General features: G+C 38.3%; 22 protein-coding genes. 1 reads left to right on the forward strand and 21 read right to left on the reverse strand.

What is annotated here, in order from left to right; translation table 11 throughout:
* Positions 1-138: 138 nt before the first annotated feature.
* The 3 genes from SVZ03_00870 to SVZ03_00880 all read right to left on the reverse strand — a co-directional run bounded on the left by SVZ03_00870 (position 139) and on the right by SVZ03_00880 (position 1,709).
* On the reverse strand, positions 139-714 hold the full coding sequence (locus SVZ03_00870; GenBank protein ID MDY6932755.1) for a rubrerythrin family protein: 576 nt from the start codon (positions 712-714) through the stop codon (positions 139-141).
* Between the two features lie 31 nt (positions 715-745).
* Positions 746-937: a ferredoxin gene (locus tag SVZ03_00875; protein MDY6932756.1), complete on the reverse strand. Its 192-nt coding sequence runs from the start codon at positions 935-937 to the stop codon at positions 746-748.
* A 256-nt stretch (positions 938-1,193) separates the two neighbouring features.
* The gene (locus SVZ03_00880; protein ID MDY6932757.1) at positions 1,194-1,709 is read right to left on the reverse strand and encodes a cob(I)yrinic acid a,c-diamide adenosyltransferase; all 516 of its coding nucleotides are present in this window, start codon (positions 1,707-1,709) and stop codon (positions 1,194-1,196) included.
* A 597-nt stretch (positions 1,710-2,306) separates the two neighbouring features.
* Between SVZ03_00880 and SVZ03_00885 the strand changes: the two genes are divergently transcribed.
* On the forward strand, positions 2,307-2,474 hold the full coding sequence (locus SVZ03_00885; GenBank protein ID MDY6932758.1) for a hypothetical protein: 168 nt from the start codon (positions 2,307-2,309) through the stop codon (positions 2,472-2,474).
* 26 nt (positions 2,475-2,500) lie between these two features.
* On the opposite strand, the gene SVZ03_00890 is transcribed toward SVZ03_00885, so the two are convergent.
* From SVZ03_00890 to SVZ03_00975, 18 genes are all read right to left on the reverse strand, one after another.
* On the reverse strand, positions 2,501-2,812 hold the full coding sequence (locus tag SVZ03_00890; GenBank protein ID MDY6932759.1) for a YHS domain-containing protein: 312 nt from the start codon (positions 2,810-2,812) through the stop codon (positions 2,501-2,503).
* 75 nt (positions 2,813-2,887) lie between these two features.
* Positions 2,888-6,052 (reverse strand): CusA/CzcA family heavy metal efflux RND transporter, encoded by a 3,165-nt coding sequence (locus SVZ03_00895; GenBank protein ID MDY6932760.1) that lies wholly within the window; start codon positions 6,050-6,052, stop codon positions 2,888-2,890.
* A 29-nt stretch (positions 6,053-6,081) separates the two neighbouring features.
* Positions 6,082-7,434: an efflux RND transporter periplasmic adaptor subunit gene (locus SVZ03_00900; protein MDY6932761.1), complete on the reverse strand. Its 1,353-nt coding sequence runs from the start codon at positions 7,432-7,434 to the stop codon at positions 6,082-6,084.
* The gene (locus tag SVZ03_00905) at positions 7,434-8,723 is read right to left on the reverse strand and encodes a TolC family protein (GenBank protein MDY6932762.1); all 1,290 of its coding nucleotides are present in this window, start codon (positions 8,721-8,723) and stop codon (positions 7,434-7,436) included. Before SVZ03_00905 ends, SVZ03_00900 begins: the two co-directional genes overlap by 1 nt.
* A gap of 215 nt (positions 8,724-8,938) precedes the next feature.
* Positions 8,939-9,412: a universal stress protein gene (locus tag SVZ03_00910; GenBank protein MDY6932763.1), complete on the reverse strand. Its 474-nt coding sequence runs from the start codon at positions 9,410-9,412 to the stop codon at positions 8,939-8,941.
* Positions 9,413-9,563: 151 nt separating this feature from the next.
* Complete coding sequence (locus SVZ03_00915; GenBank protein ID MDY6932764.1) at positions 9,564-10,205, reverse strand: nitroreductase family protein; 642 nt, start codon at positions 10,203-10,205, stop codon at positions 9,564-9,566.
* Between the two features lie 107 nt (positions 10,206-10,312).
* Entirely contained in the window at positions 10,313-10,774 is a 462-nt protein-coding gene (locus SVZ03_00920) for a superoxide dismutase [Ni] (protein ID MDY6932765.1), read from the reverse strand.
* Positions 10,775-10,848: 74 nt separating this feature from the next.
* Positions 10,849-11,097, reverse strand: coding sequence for a hypothetical protein (locus SVZ03_00925; GenBank protein MDY6932766.1), 249 nt, complete (start codon positions 11,095-11,097; stop codon positions 10,849-10,851).
* Between the two features lie 87 nt (positions 11,098-11,184).
* Positions 11,185-11,631 carry a flavodoxin domain-containing protein gene (locus SVZ03_00930; GenBank protein MDY6932767.1) on the reverse strand — a complete coding sequence of 149 codons (447 nt, stop codon included), beginning with the start codon at positions 11,629-11,631 and terminating at the stop codon, positions 11,185-11,187.
* Positions 11,632-11,651: 20 nt separating this feature from the next.
* Positions 11,652-12,848 carry an FprA family A-type flavoprotein gene (locus tag SVZ03_00935; protein MDY6932768.1) on the reverse strand — a complete coding sequence of 399 codons (1,197 nt, stop codon included), beginning with the start codon at positions 12,846-12,848 and terminating at the stop codon, positions 11,652-11,654.
* A gap of 61 nt (positions 12,849-12,909) precedes the next feature.
* On the reverse strand, positions 12,910-14,097 hold the full coding sequence (locus SVZ03_00940; protein MDY6932769.1) for an FAD-dependent oxidoreductase: 1,188 nt from the start codon (positions 14,095-14,097) through the stop codon (positions 12,910-12,912).
* A gap of 88 nt (positions 14,098-14,185) precedes the next feature.
* Positions 14,186-14,344 (reverse strand): rubredoxin, encoded by a 159-nt coding sequence (locus SVZ03_00945; GenBank protein MDY6932770.1) that lies wholly within the window; start codon positions 14,342-14,344, stop codon positions 14,186-14,188.
* 32 nt (positions 14,345-14,376) lie between these two features.
* A complete protein-coding gene (locus SVZ03_00950; GenBank protein MDY6932771.1) occupies positions 14,377-14,547 on the reverse strand; it encodes a hypothetical protein in 171 nt (56 codons plus the stop codon).
* Positions 14,544-14,675 carry a hypothetical protein gene (locus tag SVZ03_00955; GenBank protein ID MDY6932772.1) on the reverse strand — a complete coding sequence of 44 codons (132 nt, stop codon included), beginning with the start codon at positions 14,673-14,675 and terminating at the stop codon, positions 14,544-14,546. The genes SVZ03_00950 and SVZ03_00955 overlap by 4 nt, the downstream gene beginning before the upstream one ends.
* Before the next feature lie 208 nt (positions 14,676-14,883).
* Positions 14,884-15,675: an iron-sulfur cluster assembly scaffold protein gene (locus tag SVZ03_00960; GenBank protein ID MDY6932773.1), complete on the reverse strand. Its 792-nt coding sequence runs from the start codon at positions 15,673-15,675 to the stop codon at positions 14,884-14,886.
* 16 nt (positions 15,676-15,691) lie between these two features.
* A complete protein-coding gene (locus SVZ03_00965) occupies positions 15,692-16,855 on the reverse strand; it encodes a cysteine desulfurase family protein (protein MDY6932774.1) in 1,164 nt (387 codons plus the stop codon).
* Between the two features lie 11 nt (positions 16,856-16,866).
* Positions 16,867-17,232 carry a DsrE/DsrF/DrsH-like family protein gene (locus SVZ03_00970; protein ID MDY6932775.1) on the reverse strand — a complete coding sequence of 122 codons (366 nt, stop codon included), beginning with the start codon at positions 17,230-17,232 and terminating at the stop codon, positions 16,867-16,869.
* A gap of 12 nt (positions 17,233-17,244) precedes the next feature.
* Positions 17,245-17,493: a sulfurtransferase TusA family protein gene (locus SVZ03_00975; protein MDY6932776.1), complete on the reverse strand. Its 249-nt coding sequence runs from the start codon at positions 17,491-17,493 to the stop codon at positions 17,245-17,247.
* Positions 17,494-17,634: the final 141 nt, after the last annotated feature.

A 17,634-nucleotide genomic window follows, 5' to 3' on the forward strand; every position in this document is an offset into this window, starting at 1 on the left:
GGTTATGAAATGATACCCTTAGTTTTAAAGGATAAAATATTCAAGGATGCTGTCTTGAAGGAAGCAGCTTAGAATATATATTCTGCTGGTGGATATAATTTTATCAATCCACAACTTTTGGTAATAGCTCGCTGCATATTACCAGTTTTCTATAAAAAGCTCGAAATATCCGATTGGTCGAACGCATGCTGGGCATTTATCCGGAGCGCTTTCACCTTCATGAATATAACCGCAATTCATGCATCGCCATACAGTTTTTTTATGTCGGTTAAAAATCGTGTTATTTTTAATACTCTCTGACAGGGCTAAAAATGTTTTTTCATGCTGGGCTTCTGCAATAGATATCGCATCCCAAAAACCAGCAGCTTTATCAAAACCTTCTTTTCGGCCGACTTTTGCAAAGCCAGGATACAGTTCAGTATGAACATATCGTTCAAGATCAGCTGACGCCATCAGGTTATCTAGGGTTGTTTTAATCACACCGGTTAAAAAACTAGCAGTAACTTCCAGTTCTCCTCCATTGAAAAACTTGAAAAAACGCAAGGCATGTTCACATTCTTGATCTGCTGTTTCCTTAAAAATACTAGCTATTTGGATATAACCGTCCTCAATAGCCTTATTGGCAAAAAAAATATAACGTGTTGTCGCCTGAGATTCAAAAGCATATGATATTAGCAAATTTTTAGCTGTTTGACTCTCCCTAAACCTACCCATAACGATAACCTCAATGATTTATTAATAATTACTATTCTTCGATTTGAATTGCATCGGCTCCGCACTCCTTGGCCGCCTGTCGACAAATATCCTTATATTGATCAGGTATCTCATCAAATTTGACAATGGATTTCAGTTCATCCTCATCATATTCAAATACTTCAGGGCATAAATTGTTACAATTACGGTCTCCCATACATTGGCTTGTAATTATTATTTTCATCTGTTAACTCCTTGTTGATTAGATATTGATTTTTAACATTACCACTTACTCAAGAGCAATCACTTTATATACAACATAAATTTTTTTCATACTCAATGAATGAATTGTTTTTCAGTAATCTTGATAGGTTAACATGCTACATCTCTGAAAGACATTTTCCTTAAATGTATTGACTCTTTTAGAAAGAATACATAGTTACATAAATGGCTAATCTTACTATATTCATACCATTATTCTTAACGATTGACAATCTGCCTCACCCACCTGTCCATAGCCTTTCAGGCTTATGGGCCCGCTTATCGACTGTGCGGGCCACTTGAAATAGCAGATCCGAAAGCCGATTGAGAAACGGCAAAACGTTTTCGTTTTCCACCTTCAGCGCCCCTACACGTCGTTCAGCTGTTCGCGCCAGTGCCCTGGCAAATTGAATCTGTGCAGAGAGTACACCTGATCCCGACAGAACGAAATTACTCAAAGGCGTAAGATCGTCTTCAAGCTTTTGAATCATCTTTTCTATTGCTTTAACCCTATGTTCATCAAAGCTTACTTCAGCATTCCCTAAAACAGAATTGATGCGACATAGGTTTCGCTGAATGTCATCAATCATTTCTTTGAGATCATCGTCCATGAGTTGCGCGTATATCAAACCAAGAAACGAATTGGTTTCATCTATTGTTCCAATGGCTTCCACACAGAGGTCATCTTTGCCAAGTTTCGTACCATCAGCAAGCAATGTACCCCCCCTATCTGTATAAAGATCATAAATTTTCATTATATCTCCTTTTTCATCATCAACTGATCATGGTCGTATCAACTGTATCCAGCCATTTGTAATTCTCCATTGTAAATGTCCCAAATTAGTAAATGAAGTCGATAATAGATCTATAACAGATCTACTATTAATAGTTGAATATTGTACTTCTTCAACCGACTCAACGCTGAAATCAACCACCTTTACAGAGTGCAGTGAAGTAAAGGTCGGTTGTATTGCCTGGTTATATGTTTTTTTTTTACCACATAGAGCACAAAAAAAAATTATAAAATAAGCTCTTCATGTTGATCAATTCGCCACATCTATTATTTTTGCTGAGGGCTTTTTTACATATATCAACACTTTTCATAATATTAGAGTGTTTTTTATCTTCTTTGATATTATTTATGCACAGGATTAATTAACATTTAAAATCAATAATCTAAAGTATGAAGGATTCTAACCAAGATGAGAAGCATTATCACCCAGGTTAGAAGAATATTACCTAAGCCAGAGTGATAATTTCCATAAAAGTTATCACTCTGGCCTTCTTATCTATCTTCATAACCCCTTCGAGATCACTTCACGCAGCTTTTTCATCCGCTTTGAGAGGATGTATTGATTACTCTGTGCGCTGACTATCAGCAGAAGATCATTAATACTCCAGAACAATTAACAGCTATTGAACTCAAAATAAATACAAACGTAACTACTCTAATGTTTTTTTCATATACACTATTAGACAATAAGATTCCTGCATCCGCAGGAATGGCATTAGCTGAGTAGTTACATACATACTATAATTGCTCTTCTCAATATACTTCGTGACTGTGTCCCTTATGCATCCCCTTTTCAGCAGGGACATCATCAAGTTTTACACCTTCAAGCTTTTTCATATACTTGTCAGGATCCTTATCGAATTTTTCCTTGCATGCCGGACAACAAAAATATACCCTCTTGCCCTTGTAATCCTGATAAGAATTCTTATCGATATTCCCCCCCATAACCGGACATTTTATTTGTCCCCCTGCATCACCAAGCTTAACATCCTCCTTGCAGGATATCCCTGAGAAGGAGAACAATGCAAAGGAGAGAATCAAAAAAAACGTAAATGTTTTACCCATAGTAAAACCTCCTTAATATTATATTTAGTCTTTATTATTATATGTAAAAAGGATAAAATATTCAGCCTTTGCAGCTTATTCCACCCTCTTTTCATACCACCATTCAAATATTACCGGAACAAGTATAAGTGTTACAACAGTAGATGTAATAAGACCCCCAACCATTGGCGAGGCTATCCTTCTCATGGCTGTGTTGCCTGCCTCTGTTCCCCAAAATATCGGAAGCAGTCCAAGCATAGTCGTCATTACTGTCATTATTTTAGGGCGAACCCTCATCACAGCGCCGTGGATCACTGCATCGCGCAGCCTCTTAAACTTCTTCTCTCTAAGCTGCTTCAATGCCTCATCAAGATAAACCAGCATTATTACTCCGGTTTCAGCGGCCAATCCTATGAGCGCAATGAATCCAACATCTGAGGCAACCGACCTATTATGCCCTGCAAAATACATAAACCACAATCCTCCTAGCGGCGCAAAGAAGATTGCAGTAATCATTACCCATAAAGGATGTGAGGCATTCTTAAAATGAATAAAGAGAATAACAAATACTATTAGAATTACTATTGGGATCAATACCCACATTCGATCCGCAGCGAGTTTCATCTGCTCATATTGACCGCTTATCATATATGTATAGCCAGTTTCCCATGGAATTTTTTTTTCTTTAATCATCTGATCGATATGATTTTTTATCTTATCTGCAAGACCTCCGATATCGGATAATCTGGTATCAACATAGAGCCAAGAGGTTAAACGCGCGTTCTCTGTCTTAATCCCACCCGGCCCCTTCTCAATCCTAATACTGGCAACCTCAGATATTGGAATTTGTCCCCCTCTGGGAAGGGGGATGTAGATATTCCTCAATGAATCGATTGATTCCCTATAACTTCTCAAATAGCGAATATTTGCGCTCCATCTATAGATTCCGGAAATAATGTGAGTCACTCCCCTGCCTCCAAGAGCAGAGGTGAGCACTCTCTGAATGTCTGAGACATATAGTCCATAAAGGCCTGCTTGCACCCTGTCAATCTCATATATAACATAGTTAGCGCCCTCCACCCTCTCGCCTATTACACTACTGACACCTGGTATTGCTGAAATGTGACCCTCGAGACTCCCGGTTATCTCCTGGAGCTTTCCAAGATTATCACCCATCACCTTTATGCCTAACGGAGTCTTTATCCCTGTTGACAGCATATCAATTCTTGTCTTAATAGGCATAGTCCAAGCATTAACAAGACCCGGAAGCTTAACCGTTCTGTCCAGTTCATCGATAATCCTTTCCATTGTCATGCCATCACGCCACTCTGATCTATCCTTAATTAGTATGGTTGTCTCTATCATGCTGAGTGGCGCAGGATCAGTCGCTGTTTCAGCCCTTCCTATTTTTCCAAAAACCTTATCAACCTCAGGAATTTTTTTTATCAATTTATCAGTTTCAATTAAAATCTCACGCGCCTTCGCCACTGATATGCCAGGTATGGTGGTAGGCATATATAGAAGATCTCCCTCTTCAAGCGGAGGCATAAATTCCGAACCTATAGGTTTCAGCAAAACAACATCGGTGAATGGAATTTTTACTCCCATGATCGGTATTAAACTAAAAAGTAACACAATAACACTTCCCATCACTATCTTCCTTTTGTTATCCAGGCTATAGCTAATAACCGAATGATATATCCTAATCAACAAACTGCTTACTGGATGTTTCTCCTCCGATGGGATCTTACCCCTTACGAAATAACCAACAAGTATTGGGAGAAAGACAACAGCGAGCAAAGCGCTGGATGTCATGGCTAAGGTCTTAGTAAAGGCAAGGGGAATAAATAACCTCCCGGATTGTTCAGGGAGGGCAAAGACTGGAAAGAAACTAACTATAATGATTATCATGGACCAAAAAAGGCCAGGTGCAACCTCTAGCGTTGCTTCCTTAGCCGCCTTCCAATATAATGCATCATTGAGTTTCTTCTTGCTTTTTTCTAATTGTGCCAGATGTTTATGAGTATTCTCCACCATCACCACACTGGCATCCACCATCACTCCAATAGCGATGGCAATACCGCCTAGTGACATTATGTTAACGGCAACACCAAGGGAATACATCAGCAAGAAAGAGGTGATGACTCCAAGGGGAAGAATAATCAATGCTACCATTGCTGAGCGAAAATGCAGCAGAAAGAAGATAGTAACAATTGATACGATTATTAATTCTTCAATTATCTTCGTTCCAAGATTGTTTACTGCCCTATAGATTAGTTTTGATCTGTCGTAGGTTATCTCAATTGTAACGCCATCAGGCAGGCCCTTCTTAATGATATCAAGTTTTGCTTTAATCCTGTCCGTGGTTCTCGGCACATCCTCACCATGGCGCATAATAATTATGCCGCCTACAACCTCTCCATTGCCGTCAAGATCAGAAAGACCACGCCGAATATTTGGCCCTTCTGTAATATGAGCGATATCGCCCAGCTTCAGCACTGCGCCCTGATGTGAGAATCGGATGGGGATTGACCTGATCTCTTCAATTGCCTTCAGGTAACCCTTAGCTAGGATCATATATTCAGTCTCAGCCTGCTGGAAAAGGCGGGCGCCCATCTCCATGTTTGATTTTTGAATTGCCTTTTCAATATCCCCAATAGAGATGCCGAACTGCAATAAAAGATTAGGATCAACCTCTATCTGAAACTGCCTTTGAAAACCCCCGATTGAAGCGACCTCACTTACACCTGGCAGAGAGGTTAATTCATATCTAAGAACAAAATCCTGTAAATCTCTTAAATCTGCGAGAGTATGCCTTCCGCTATTATCGACAAGAGCATATTCAAAAATCCATCCAATAGATGTGGCATCCGGGCCAAGTTCGAGCTTAACCTTATCCGGTAGCTTACCCTGCATTCCGCTTAAATACTCAAGCACCCTGCTTCTCGCCCAATACAAGTCAGTTCCATCTTCAAAGAGAATATAAACCAAACTAAACCCAAAAAACGAATACCCACGAACCGTTTTAGCGAATGGCACTGAAAGCATCTTGGTTGTGAGGGGATAGGTTACCTGGTCTTCCATAACCTGCGGAGGTTGCCCAGGATATGTTGCCTGAATTATTACCTGTGTATCAGAGAGGTCCGGTATGGCGTCCATCTTTACCCGGAACATGCTCCAAATTCCCATAAACAAAAGCGTAACAACTAATATTATTATCAACAAACGGTTATTGATGCACCATTCAATTAATCTATTCATAATAAAATATTATGTTTAATTTGCCTTTACTAATGTCGATGACCGGCCATCTGTCCCTTGTGCATCGCCTCTTTCAATGATGCTTCTGAATCGAGAAGAAATTGACCATTCGCCACAACCAGTTCATCACGTTCCAAACCGCTTGAAATTATGGCCGTTCCTCCTGATCGTACCAAAACCACAACAGGACGAACCTCAAAACTCCCCTTACCTAATGATACAAAAACATAATTTTCTTCCCCGGAATAAATAATCGAGAACTCGGGCACAGTTATAACCTTACTTGGCAATTGATAATGAACTTTTACACTCGCATACATTCCTGGTTTTAATAATAATCTATCATTCGGCACAACAATTCGAACCTTAATATCCCTGGTCTTCATATCTAAAAAAGGGTAGATTAAATCTATTTTCCCTGAAAATTTATTCCCTGGATATGCTGTGGTCTGAATTGACACCCTTTGTCCCTTTATAATAAATTGAATATCCTTCTCAAAAATATGTATGAAAACCCAGAGTGATTTTAGATTTGCAATCCTAAAGAGTTCCTGCCCAGATTTAATATGCGAACCCTGAAGCACATTTTTCTTGATTAAAACTCCGCTTATGGGCGAACGAAAATATGTTAAGCGCTCAGCTTTTCCGGTTTTCTCAAGGGATGATATCTGTGAAGCAGGAACATCTAGGTATATTAACTTACGCCTTGAGGCCACAATTGTAGGATCCTTTAAAAGATCACCCCCACCCTTTCCCTGTGATACATAGTTCTTTTTTAATGACTGAAAGGTAGTAATGTATTCTTCCATGGCTGCAAGTATCTTCTGACTGTAAACACCCATGAGAAGTTCTCCCCTATGTATAAGCTGACCCTCCTTGGAAACATACAATTCTTCAATCCAACCATCATACTTTGTTGTAATTATAACGAGTTTATTTGGATCTTCATTATAGTCGATGTGACCTGAATATGATTTGTTCATTGTAAATTGCTCATTTTTAGCCGGCACAGTGTACACCTTCGCATTCTGGAGCAAATCATCAGCCATGGAAAATTGGAAAAAACCTGTCACTTTATCATCCTTATCTGTTTTATGGCCTAGCCCTCTATCCTTATCAAAATCATCTTTAGCATGTTCATCACCATTGTTTCCCCCTACATTCGGAACAAATGTCAGTTTCATCCCACATATAGGACACTCGCCGGATTCCTGCTGAAGCACCTGAGGATGCATTGAGCATGTATAATAGCCTTCATCAGACAAAACACTCCGCTCCCTAGTGCATGTGATATCGCTTAGTGCCAATGACATTATCATGAATATTAGAATGAACTGAGCAAATCTCTTTAATCCCATATCCTCATCCAGAATTATACCCATTAATGCTTCCCCATCTGCTGGTCTATTCCCTCTTTACCTGGGAATTTATATATTAGATAATTCAACCTGAGTCCGCTAATCATTAAATCTCTATATAAACGAGCAGCTTCCAGTGAAGCATTCAGATATAAACGATATGCATCTAACACATCGAGCAGGTTAATATTGCCACCAGAAAGTGAAGCAATCTGAGCCTCATATGCCGACCAATAAGAAGGAAGGACTTGCTTCTCATAGCTAGTAAAGGCTTCCAAAAGTTTTGAATAATTCTCTTTCTCGCCCTTCCACTTTGTGGAAAGTTCAATCTCAATTCCTTTGAGTATCTCTTTCAGTTCATCTTGCTTCTCCTTTGCAGCATTTATACTATGTCGTTCCTTTAAAGCATAATAAAGAGGAATTGGCATCGAAGCCTTAAAGGAGAGAAAATCTTCGCCATTATCCTTTCCCGGAATCTCCTGGCGAATTCTGTAATCAAAGCCAAAGATGACTCCCGGATTTAGCTTTGCGATTTCAAGTTGATAAGCAGCCCTCTCCCCTACATAATGAGAATATACCTTTCTATAGAGTGGGTGATTTTCTACATGAAACCCTTCAAAATTCCCCTTAGCCCTGTTGGCATCTATCCATGAGTCTATTGATTTATCAGTAATGTCCCAATTTAAGGCAATGCCACATATCCTCTCCATATCAGCCTTTGCTATTGAAATATCACCGTTCAGCTCAATTATTCGATTGTTTAGGGCTGACACATCACCCCTTAGCTTCAAAAGATGAGAACTGTTCATTTTATTAACCGACACAAGCGACTCCACGAGTCTTAAAACATCAGCAAGGACTTTCATGTTCTCTTTAAGGATATTCTGTTTCTTATATAAAAACAAGATATTGTGAAAAGCGCTTTGAACCTGGAAAATTAAGAGGTTCTGGGTCTCTTTTAATGACTCCTTTTCGGATTGATATTTCTGATAGAATGTCCGCTTTCTATATGTATCCCCCCATGGACTTGCTATGTATTGAGATACTCCAATGCTTATACCTGACATAGAATGCTTATCCAGAGCCGGCCAGTCCGATAAAGGAATATTGGAGTAGCCAATGCTGAATATTGGATTCTGTTGAAAGATACTCTCCTTGTCATATAACTTCTCTGCCGCATTCATTCTATGGATTTGTGATTTAACTAAGGGGCTGTACTTCAATGCCATATCCAAAAAATAGTCAACACCTTGAGCCTTAACAGAGGATGCTGAACGGACTATAAATATGAAGATTAAGAAATATTTCCACATTGTAACTTATAAATCCTAAACAGGAAGAATGTTACTACTTTAACTAAATCTCTGTGATTATTTCTATCACCCTATCTGTGCAGTCTTATCATTATAAAGGGATATCTCACACCTGGTTATCAAGGATCCATAATCATTGAAGGTTAATCAATTACATAAATAGCTCCATGTAGGGGGATACAATTCAAGACATTATCTGAGGAGGGAATAGTATACTAAGTAATAATTGTAACAGCTATGTCCTTCGCTAGTTGCAATATTTTATGAGATATGCTTCCCAAAATAATATCATTTAATTTCGATGATCCCTTCTTCCCTAATATGATAGTATCATATCCACCATTTGTAGCTTCCCTGATAATGTGATTCTCCACATTTTCAGTCTGATTTTCCACCTTTATCACTAAATTATCTGAAGATATCCCAGTTTTCATAATTTTCTTCTTCGCCTTCTCCATGAAATCCTTAATAATATCCCTCTTGCTATCCTCTAAGGCGCAAAATGCTTTCTGGTGTTTTTTAAAGAGCGGAGTGAGTGATGGTTCATCTAACTCACAGACTGCAGATGGACGAGGCAGCACATTATATAGTGTAATTTCATCTTCAGAGTTTATGACTTTAGTTACATAATCAACTGCTTTCTCTGAAAGTTCCAATCCATCAATTGTTAGTAAAATTTTTTGTTTCACGAAAGTCCTCCAAATTGTAGATAATAAATTTATTACTATTGTAATTAATATGTGGGATTAATATAAGTTCTCATACATTTAATATTGATTAAATGTGAATTTTTTATCTAAAAGATATAAACTCTATTTATAATTGATCCCTTGATTAATTTTAATAGTTTTCACTCTTAACAAAATCCGATACTTCCCTCCTGAAAGCCCTCGGCAACAAGTCAATGCCTGACTTTAGATAACCAAGAGTAACGATCATCGGAATTATTCTGTCATCAGGTATGTTAAACTCTTTTTTTATCTTCCCTTCATCTATTCCATCCATAGGATGAGTTTCAAGCCCCATCCCTTTTGCGGCTATCATAAGGGTCATGGCAAATAACGCTGTATTCTTTACAGCAAAGAGCTTTCTTTGTAGGCTATCCTTATCTCCGTAGAGATTATGGGCTGTTCCTTTGGTTCTTTCAACGCCATCTGATTGGATGTAGCCTAATTTAAGCCAGCTATCAACTACCTTGTCTATATTCTCCTCTACTGCATTGGGATTAGCAATCATAATCAACACAGCAGATGCCTCCTCAACCTTTGGCTGATCAAAGGCGCAACCCCTTAAAACACTCTTCTTCTCAGATTTTTTTACTACTACAACCTCCCAAGGCTGTAAATTCAATGAAGATGGTGAGAGATTGGCGATCTTAATCAATTCCATGATTGTGTCATCACTAATAGCCCTTTCAGGATCAAAAAAATTGATTGATCTCCTCTCTTGAATTGTATTTATAACCTGTTGCTCTGAACTCATATTATCCTCCTTTGTATATGCCTTCTGATTATTGTTATTTCTTAATATTTAAGTTAGGGAAATACCGTAATATCCTTCAATGAAGGTGTAGAGTATATGTTTATAAATTATCTCTTATTACTAAAATAGATTCCTTGAAACTCATGTACAAGCTTGGTCAACTCTTCCACATATTTGATATCATTTGTCTGCTTTACCTTCATTGCATAGACAATCATTCTATGGAGCAATGTTATTTGATTAATGTATTTGTTATATAGAGTTTTGTCGCTACTTTTAACCGGTTTTATACGCTGAGCCATAAAATATTGATATACTATATCTTGTATATAATTTGCGTGTGTTTCTTTATTATTGATCCACCGTACTATCTGATTATAATTCTTTTTCTTCTCTTTTGATAAATCCATGATGGACACCATGGACTTCCTGATCGTTCTTATATGCTCTTTGAGCATATGAATTCTCATTTCATCATCATAAATGCCGCATGGCACTTCACAATGGGGAAGCGCTGTTCCCTTAAAGAGTAATAAATTAATGAACAATAGGGGAATTAACCTTTTCATAATCCTTCTCCTGTTGATAGAGTATTGTATAATGAACACCTTTCACAATATTTGTTGTAACTTTGCGATTCATCTTATTTGGTGGAGGAACTTCCTCTTCTAATTTCTCGTTTCCAGAAGACAATTATGCCGTCCTTTCCAAAGAAGAGTTGAATCATCTCCCACCCCTGCTTCCCTCTTTCGTTTAATAGATTATTGAGGATGTTCATTTGGCTCAGAGTTATCTGTTCAAGCTTACATTTCCCAGCTTCTGAACAAAAATAGGTTAATTGATCAAAAGTCTCAGCTTCATGCTTGGTTATCTCATATTCTATCTTTTTCATATTTTTCCCTTTCCAGTAATATAAAACGATGCAAATATAACTATTTTTACCTCTATCAATCAAGGCATCTATAGTGAAATACCTGATTTATTTTCCCATCTTCTGGCTTAAGCTCTTGCCATATTCCTGACAGGCCCTCAAGCCTTCATCAGTTTTTAATATATCATCCTTTAGATTGAATGCTCCAAGGTCAGTCATATCCATCTTGAAAACATGCTCCATTGTATCAAAAATTTTTGCCGGAGCATTTCCACTATGGGAATATGACCCAAAGGTGCCCCCAATCTTATTCTGAAGCTGAGCTTTATCAACTATAAACAGGAAGGTCTTCATCCCATCAGTCATATCACTATAATATGTGGGACAACCCAGAATATAACCATCATAGTTCTGTAAATCCTTATCCTTTTTGATAGAAGAGATACTCTTTACAACCGCCTCATTGCCATCAATGCGAATACCCTCAGCAATATAATTTGCCATTTTTTCCGTATTACCCGTTCTGCTATAATAAGCGATTAGTGCCTTTTTCATGCGTATCCTCCAATTATTAATCATTTACTCCTATTAGATAGGGCTTCTCCAATTTTTCTACCAAGCACACGGCATGCCTCTAGTCCCCCCTCATCAGGAACGAATTGGATATTGATACCCGGATCGATAATATCCAATTTCATCTCCTCAAATTCCCTATTAATCAACTTCACAGCCTCCCCACTCCATCCATATGAACCAAAGGCTGCACAAATTTTATTCTTTGGCTTCAATCCCTTAATGTAGGTTAAAACATCTATGACTGTAGGGAAGAGGCCATTGTTCAACGTTGGCGATCCGACAATTACTGCCCCCGCATCCATCAATTCTGTCATAATGTCACTGCGATGAGATTTCCTTATGTTTATAGGTTTAGCAGCTACACCCTGCTCTGAAATACCAGCAATAATAGCCTCAGCCATCATCTCTGTGCTGTGCCACATAGTATCATAAATTACCAGGGCCTTCTTTTTAGGTTTCTGTTCGCTCCACTCAACATAAGCCTCTATTATCTCATTGATATCCCTGCGCCACATAATCCCATGATCAGGGCATATAATGTTGAATTCTAAACCAAGCTTTTGTACCTTCTCAAGTAGCTTAAGGATCAGAGGAGCGTAGACTAAAAGAATATTTGCAAAGTACTTTTTTGCATGCGGCATAATATCTTCCTCAATCTCATCATCAAACCTTTCCAAACTGGCGTAGTGTTGTCCAAAGGCATCGCTGCAAAATAAAATTTTATCATTTCTATCATATGTAAACATGCTATCCGGCCAGTGAAGCATCCTTGTTTCCAAAAAAGTCAGCGTCCTCTTGCCTATAGATAACTCACCTCCATCATCAACTGCTTGATAATTAAATCTATTATGATAAAAGTGGTGGGAGAGGTTTTCAAATCCCTTCTTAGAACAATATATTGGCTTATCCTCTCCAATCTTCTTCATAACATCGGGCAAACCACCTGAATGATCCATCTCTGTATGATTGCTAATGACATAGTCTATTCTTTTCGGATCTACTATATGACTGATCTTGGCTATAAGGTCACCGACAAATTCCCTCTTCACTGTATCAACAAGTGTTATCTTATCATCCATCACTAAGAAAGCATTATATGTTGTTCCCTCCTTAGTCAAATACCCATGGAAATCCCTTATATTCCAATCAACTGCTCCTACCCAATATATATCAGGCGCTATTTCAACCGGCTTCATCTATTCCTCCTTGCATGCTTATTGTCTCCTAGTATAAAAATATGAATATTTTCTCCAATCTCTATTTCTGATTTATAATGTAGTCATAAGCTGAGAGCGCAGCCTTTGCCCCTTCACCTGCTGCTATGACCACTTGTTTATAGGGCACCGTTGTAACATCCCCGCATGCGAAAACCCCCGCTATACCCGTTTTGCATAGATTATCTACTGTAATTTCCCCCTGCCTGTTAGTATCCAATGTATCAATAACGATCTCTGAATTAGGCAAAAGTCCGATCTCAATAAATATACCTTCAACATCAAACCTTAGCTTCTCCCCGGTATCAAGAGATTGTATCTCTATACCTTCCACCATTGCATCCCCTATAATTTTAAGTGTATTATATTTTGTATAAATATCTACAATAGAAGAGTTCTCAACCTTTTCCTTTAGAACCTGATCTCCGGTTAGTGGAGTCAGTGAAATAAGGTGTATCTTCTTGGCAACCTTATCTAAATCAATAACAGCCTCAAGAGCCGAATTGCCACCGCCGATAACAGCTACATCAGCATTAGCGAATAACGGGGCATCGCATGTTGAACAATAAGCAACACCCTTTCCAACGAGCTTATCCTCTCCCGGCACATTTAAGTGCCTCGGACGCTTTCCGGTTGCCAGGATCAAGGTTTTAGAATAATACTCATCACCAGATGTTGTTACCACCTTCTTTATCTTACCTGTAAGTTCAATGGAGACAACATCCTCCCCCTCAACCTTTTCTACTCCATATTTTTCAACATGCTCATCAAACTTGTTGATTAAGTCTGCTGTCTCTATCTGGCTAAATCCAAGATAATTCTCAATATCATAGGTGTCAGCCACCTGCCCTCCAATGTTCTTAGTGATGATAATAGTCTTTAAAACCTTTCTAGCTGCATATATTGCAGCGCTTAAACCTGCAGGGCCACCCCCAATAATTATTACATCATAGATTGTTGATGGAGATTCCTTTTTAGCAAGACCTAAAAGCGTAGAAAGCTCTCCGGTAGCATCGAGGTTCACGATATCACTGTAACCACCAACAGATTTATCATCTATCAATATCTGTGGAAGAGAGGTACTGGAAGTTTTTCTCCTCATCTCTTCCCACTCCTGGGAACCGGGCTTCGAATCGACCTCAGTGAACTCGATGCCTCTCTCCCCTAAGAAGGATTTTAGTTTATTGCAGTATGGGCAAACATTGGTTGAAAAAACGGTCACATTCGCCACTATCTTAGCCTCCTATAAGCTTATTGTAATATTTAAGGATAAAATCTATCATCATTCTCTCATTTAATGAAAATGTTTGTTTACATACCTACTCTTTCTCAAAATCTTCTTTCCCTGCGCCACATACAGGGCATACCCAATCATTGGGAAGATCCTCAAATTTTGTGCCAGGATCAATACCATTATCCGGATCTCCCTGTTCAGGATCATAAACATATCCACAAACTGAACATACATACTTATCCATTCTCTATAAGCCTCCTTTATATGTTGTTAATTTTAACTATAAAAAAGCATTCGTTGACGTTCTGTTAAAAAGTCATCTAGTTTTTGATTATTCCATCTTAGATTAGCGTCTCTTAATTCAGAAATTACTTTTCTTGCCTTCTTAAGTGAATCACTATCAGAAGATTTAGTAAGGGTAGTAAGCCATTGAGATAGCCTTATCATCTCTGCTTCCTCCTGATCCAATCCTTCAATTCTCTTTTTCTCATACTTAATCCCACAACTGGGACATGTCCTGGACTCAACCGCCCCTTTAGATGGTCAGGTTGGGGGATATTGGATATCAAACTCACTCTGATCTCCTTCATATCCACAATGATCACAGATAATATTCATATCCTACTCCCTATATATTAAAAGCTCTTCCGGTTATCATTTATTTTAACTCTTCCCTACACTACACATAATGTAATTCGTAACAACTAATCAATAACTACCAAATTAGTAATAAAAAAGTATTATGATCCAAATCTACAAAAAACTTTTTATAGAATAATTTGCCTATGAATAAACAACAGCATCCACAAATAATTCGTATGTCTCATCTTCGTCAAGGTCATGAATCAGTACCTTCTCGACTGAGTTCGAGCCAGATATCTCCTTCAATTTAGATTGCTTCAATATCTTAACATGAGATTGCTTCAACTTTGTCTTCAATTCATCTGATGCTTTTACTTGTTTACCCATAGATAGCAGTATAACCCTGCCACTTATAGCCTCTAATTTTAATGCTACCTCTATACTATTATCGCCATTTTCTAATACCAATATTCGTTTGTCCTTTAATTCATTAAAATTGATATCCTTGACGTAAACACCCCTGCCCACAAAATCATTCCCACCGGATATTTCATTCAAATTACATACCCTATAGTTTATAAACTCTTCAGACTCTATTTCTTGAGCGTTCTTACCCTCTCTATAATTCTTTATGGCATCATGAAGTGCATCTGCGGCTAAATTTGAGCAGTGCATCTTTATTGGAGGAAGGCCATCAAGCTCATCTGCCACATCCTGCCTAGTAATCCTCAATGCCTCATCTAGGCTTTTGCCTTTTGCCATCTCTGTTATCATGCTGCTTGTCGCAACTGCTGAGCCACAACCAAATGTCTTAAATTTAATATCTTCAATTGTGTCTGTATCCTTATTTACGTTAATATAAATCTCCATCAGGTCTCCACAAACAGGATTACCGACACGACCCATTGCTACATTCTCACCCTCCAGGGTCCCAACATTTCGAGGATTTCTAAAATGATCCAATGTTTTCTCAGAATACTCTGTTGACTTCATATACAACACTCCTTGCCTAACTTGATAATGGTGATAACTCCCGTAATCGTTCCACTACCCTTGGAAGAACTTCTATTAATCTCTCAACATCATCCTCTGTGGAATATCGTCCAAGAGTAACCTCTAAAGAACCATGGGCCTCTTCATGTAATAATCCCGTTGCTATTAGGGTATGTGATGGCTCCAAGGTTTTCGATGTACATGCAGATCCTGTGGATATTGAAATTCCTTCATCCTTCATAGATAATAAAAGGGATTCTCCTTCAATATAATCAAATCTGAAGTGAGCATTGTTTGCCAATCTGTTTTCCGGATGTCCGTTTAGATATGATCTTGGTATGATCTCCAAAACCCGTTTAATAAGATGATCACGCAAATTCTTCAATCTCCGACCCTCCTCTTCCATATTTTTCTGGGCTATCTCACACGCCTTTGCCATTCCCACAATGGAAGCAATATCTTCTGTTCCGGATTGCAGCCCCCTCTCCTGTCCACCGCCAATGATAATTGGATTAACATATACACCCTTACGTATATATAGAGCGCCCAGGCCCCTGGGGCCGTATAGGTCATTTGAAGAAAGGGTTAAGAGGTCAATCTGATCTCTTACAACATCAATTGGAATTACCCCCTCCGCTGCAACAGCATCTGAATGAAAATATATTCCCTTATCTTGTGCAATCTTACTAATCTCAGCAACGGGTTGGATTGTCCCGATTTCATTGTTCGCATATTGAATTGAAATAATGATTGTATCTTCTCTTATCTGTTCTCTTAGTTTCTCTAATCTCACAACCCCATGTATATCAACTGGCACTTTAGAGACTTCAAATCCGTTTCTAGCCAGGTATTTAGCAATATTGTGAATGGATATATGCTCAACTTCAGAGATTATAATGTGCCGCCCCTTTCTCCTATTCCTCATTGCGCATCCAATTATTGCCATGTTATTTGATGCAGTGGCACCAGGGGTGAATATTATTTCGTCTGGATTCTCAGCCTTGATGAAGCTAGCTACCCTTTTTCTGCTATCCTCCAATGCGTTAGTCGCTATATCACCATCATTATGTAACGCAGATGCATTACCAAATTTTATTGAAAAGTACGGAAGCATCTCATTTAGAACATCCGTATTAACAGGTTTAGATGATTGATAATCTAAATATATATTCCTATTCATCACCAACCTCCCTAAAACCACATTGAGCCTGCTGCATCCAATACCAGATCGTTCAAGGTAGCTGCTCCTACGATCTTCACTCCATCAATCAACTCAACTTTATCCCATCCAAGCATCTGCTTTGAAGCTTCACATACATATATCTCAATACCCATACTCAAGGTTTTATCGATCATATCCTTAACTGATGGAAAAGAGCCCAGCCTAATCTCATCAGCAACTCCTGGTTTTAGTATTTTTAATCCCATACCTAGATAATACACCTTAGGTTCTATATCCATTGCTCTAGCACTCTGTGCTAATACAAGTGGAGAATACTGCCTTTCAGGCGCATCACTTGTCTGAACATAGAGCAAAAATTTCTCATTACTAGCCATATTAAATCCTCCCTATTTTGTTCTCTTAATTAAAAACCGTAAGACATCCTCATCCTTCTCGAAGTGCAACAACTCATGTCCTGTGCGCTTAACAAAACGTTTAATATCCTCCTCAGCGGCAGGATCATCTGCAATTACCTCCAATACATTACCAACATCAACAGAATCAATTCCCTCTCGTGTCTCAAATAATGGAGCAGGACAAAACTTCCCCACAGTATCAATAACCTTGTCTGGTTTAATCATATCTTTTTCTGTCATCATAACCATCCAGATAGTAAATCTATGAATATAAGATAATACTAAGTACCTAATATTTCACTATAAGTTTTCTGTATAAAATAATATCTAAATATAAAAAATGCAAAAAAATAAATAATTAATATATATTCTATGTGCTAA

Source organism: Spirochaetota bacterium, assembly GCA_034190085.1.
Classification (GTDB): Bacteria; Spirochaetota; UBA4802; order UBA4802; family JAFGDQ01; genus JAXHTS01.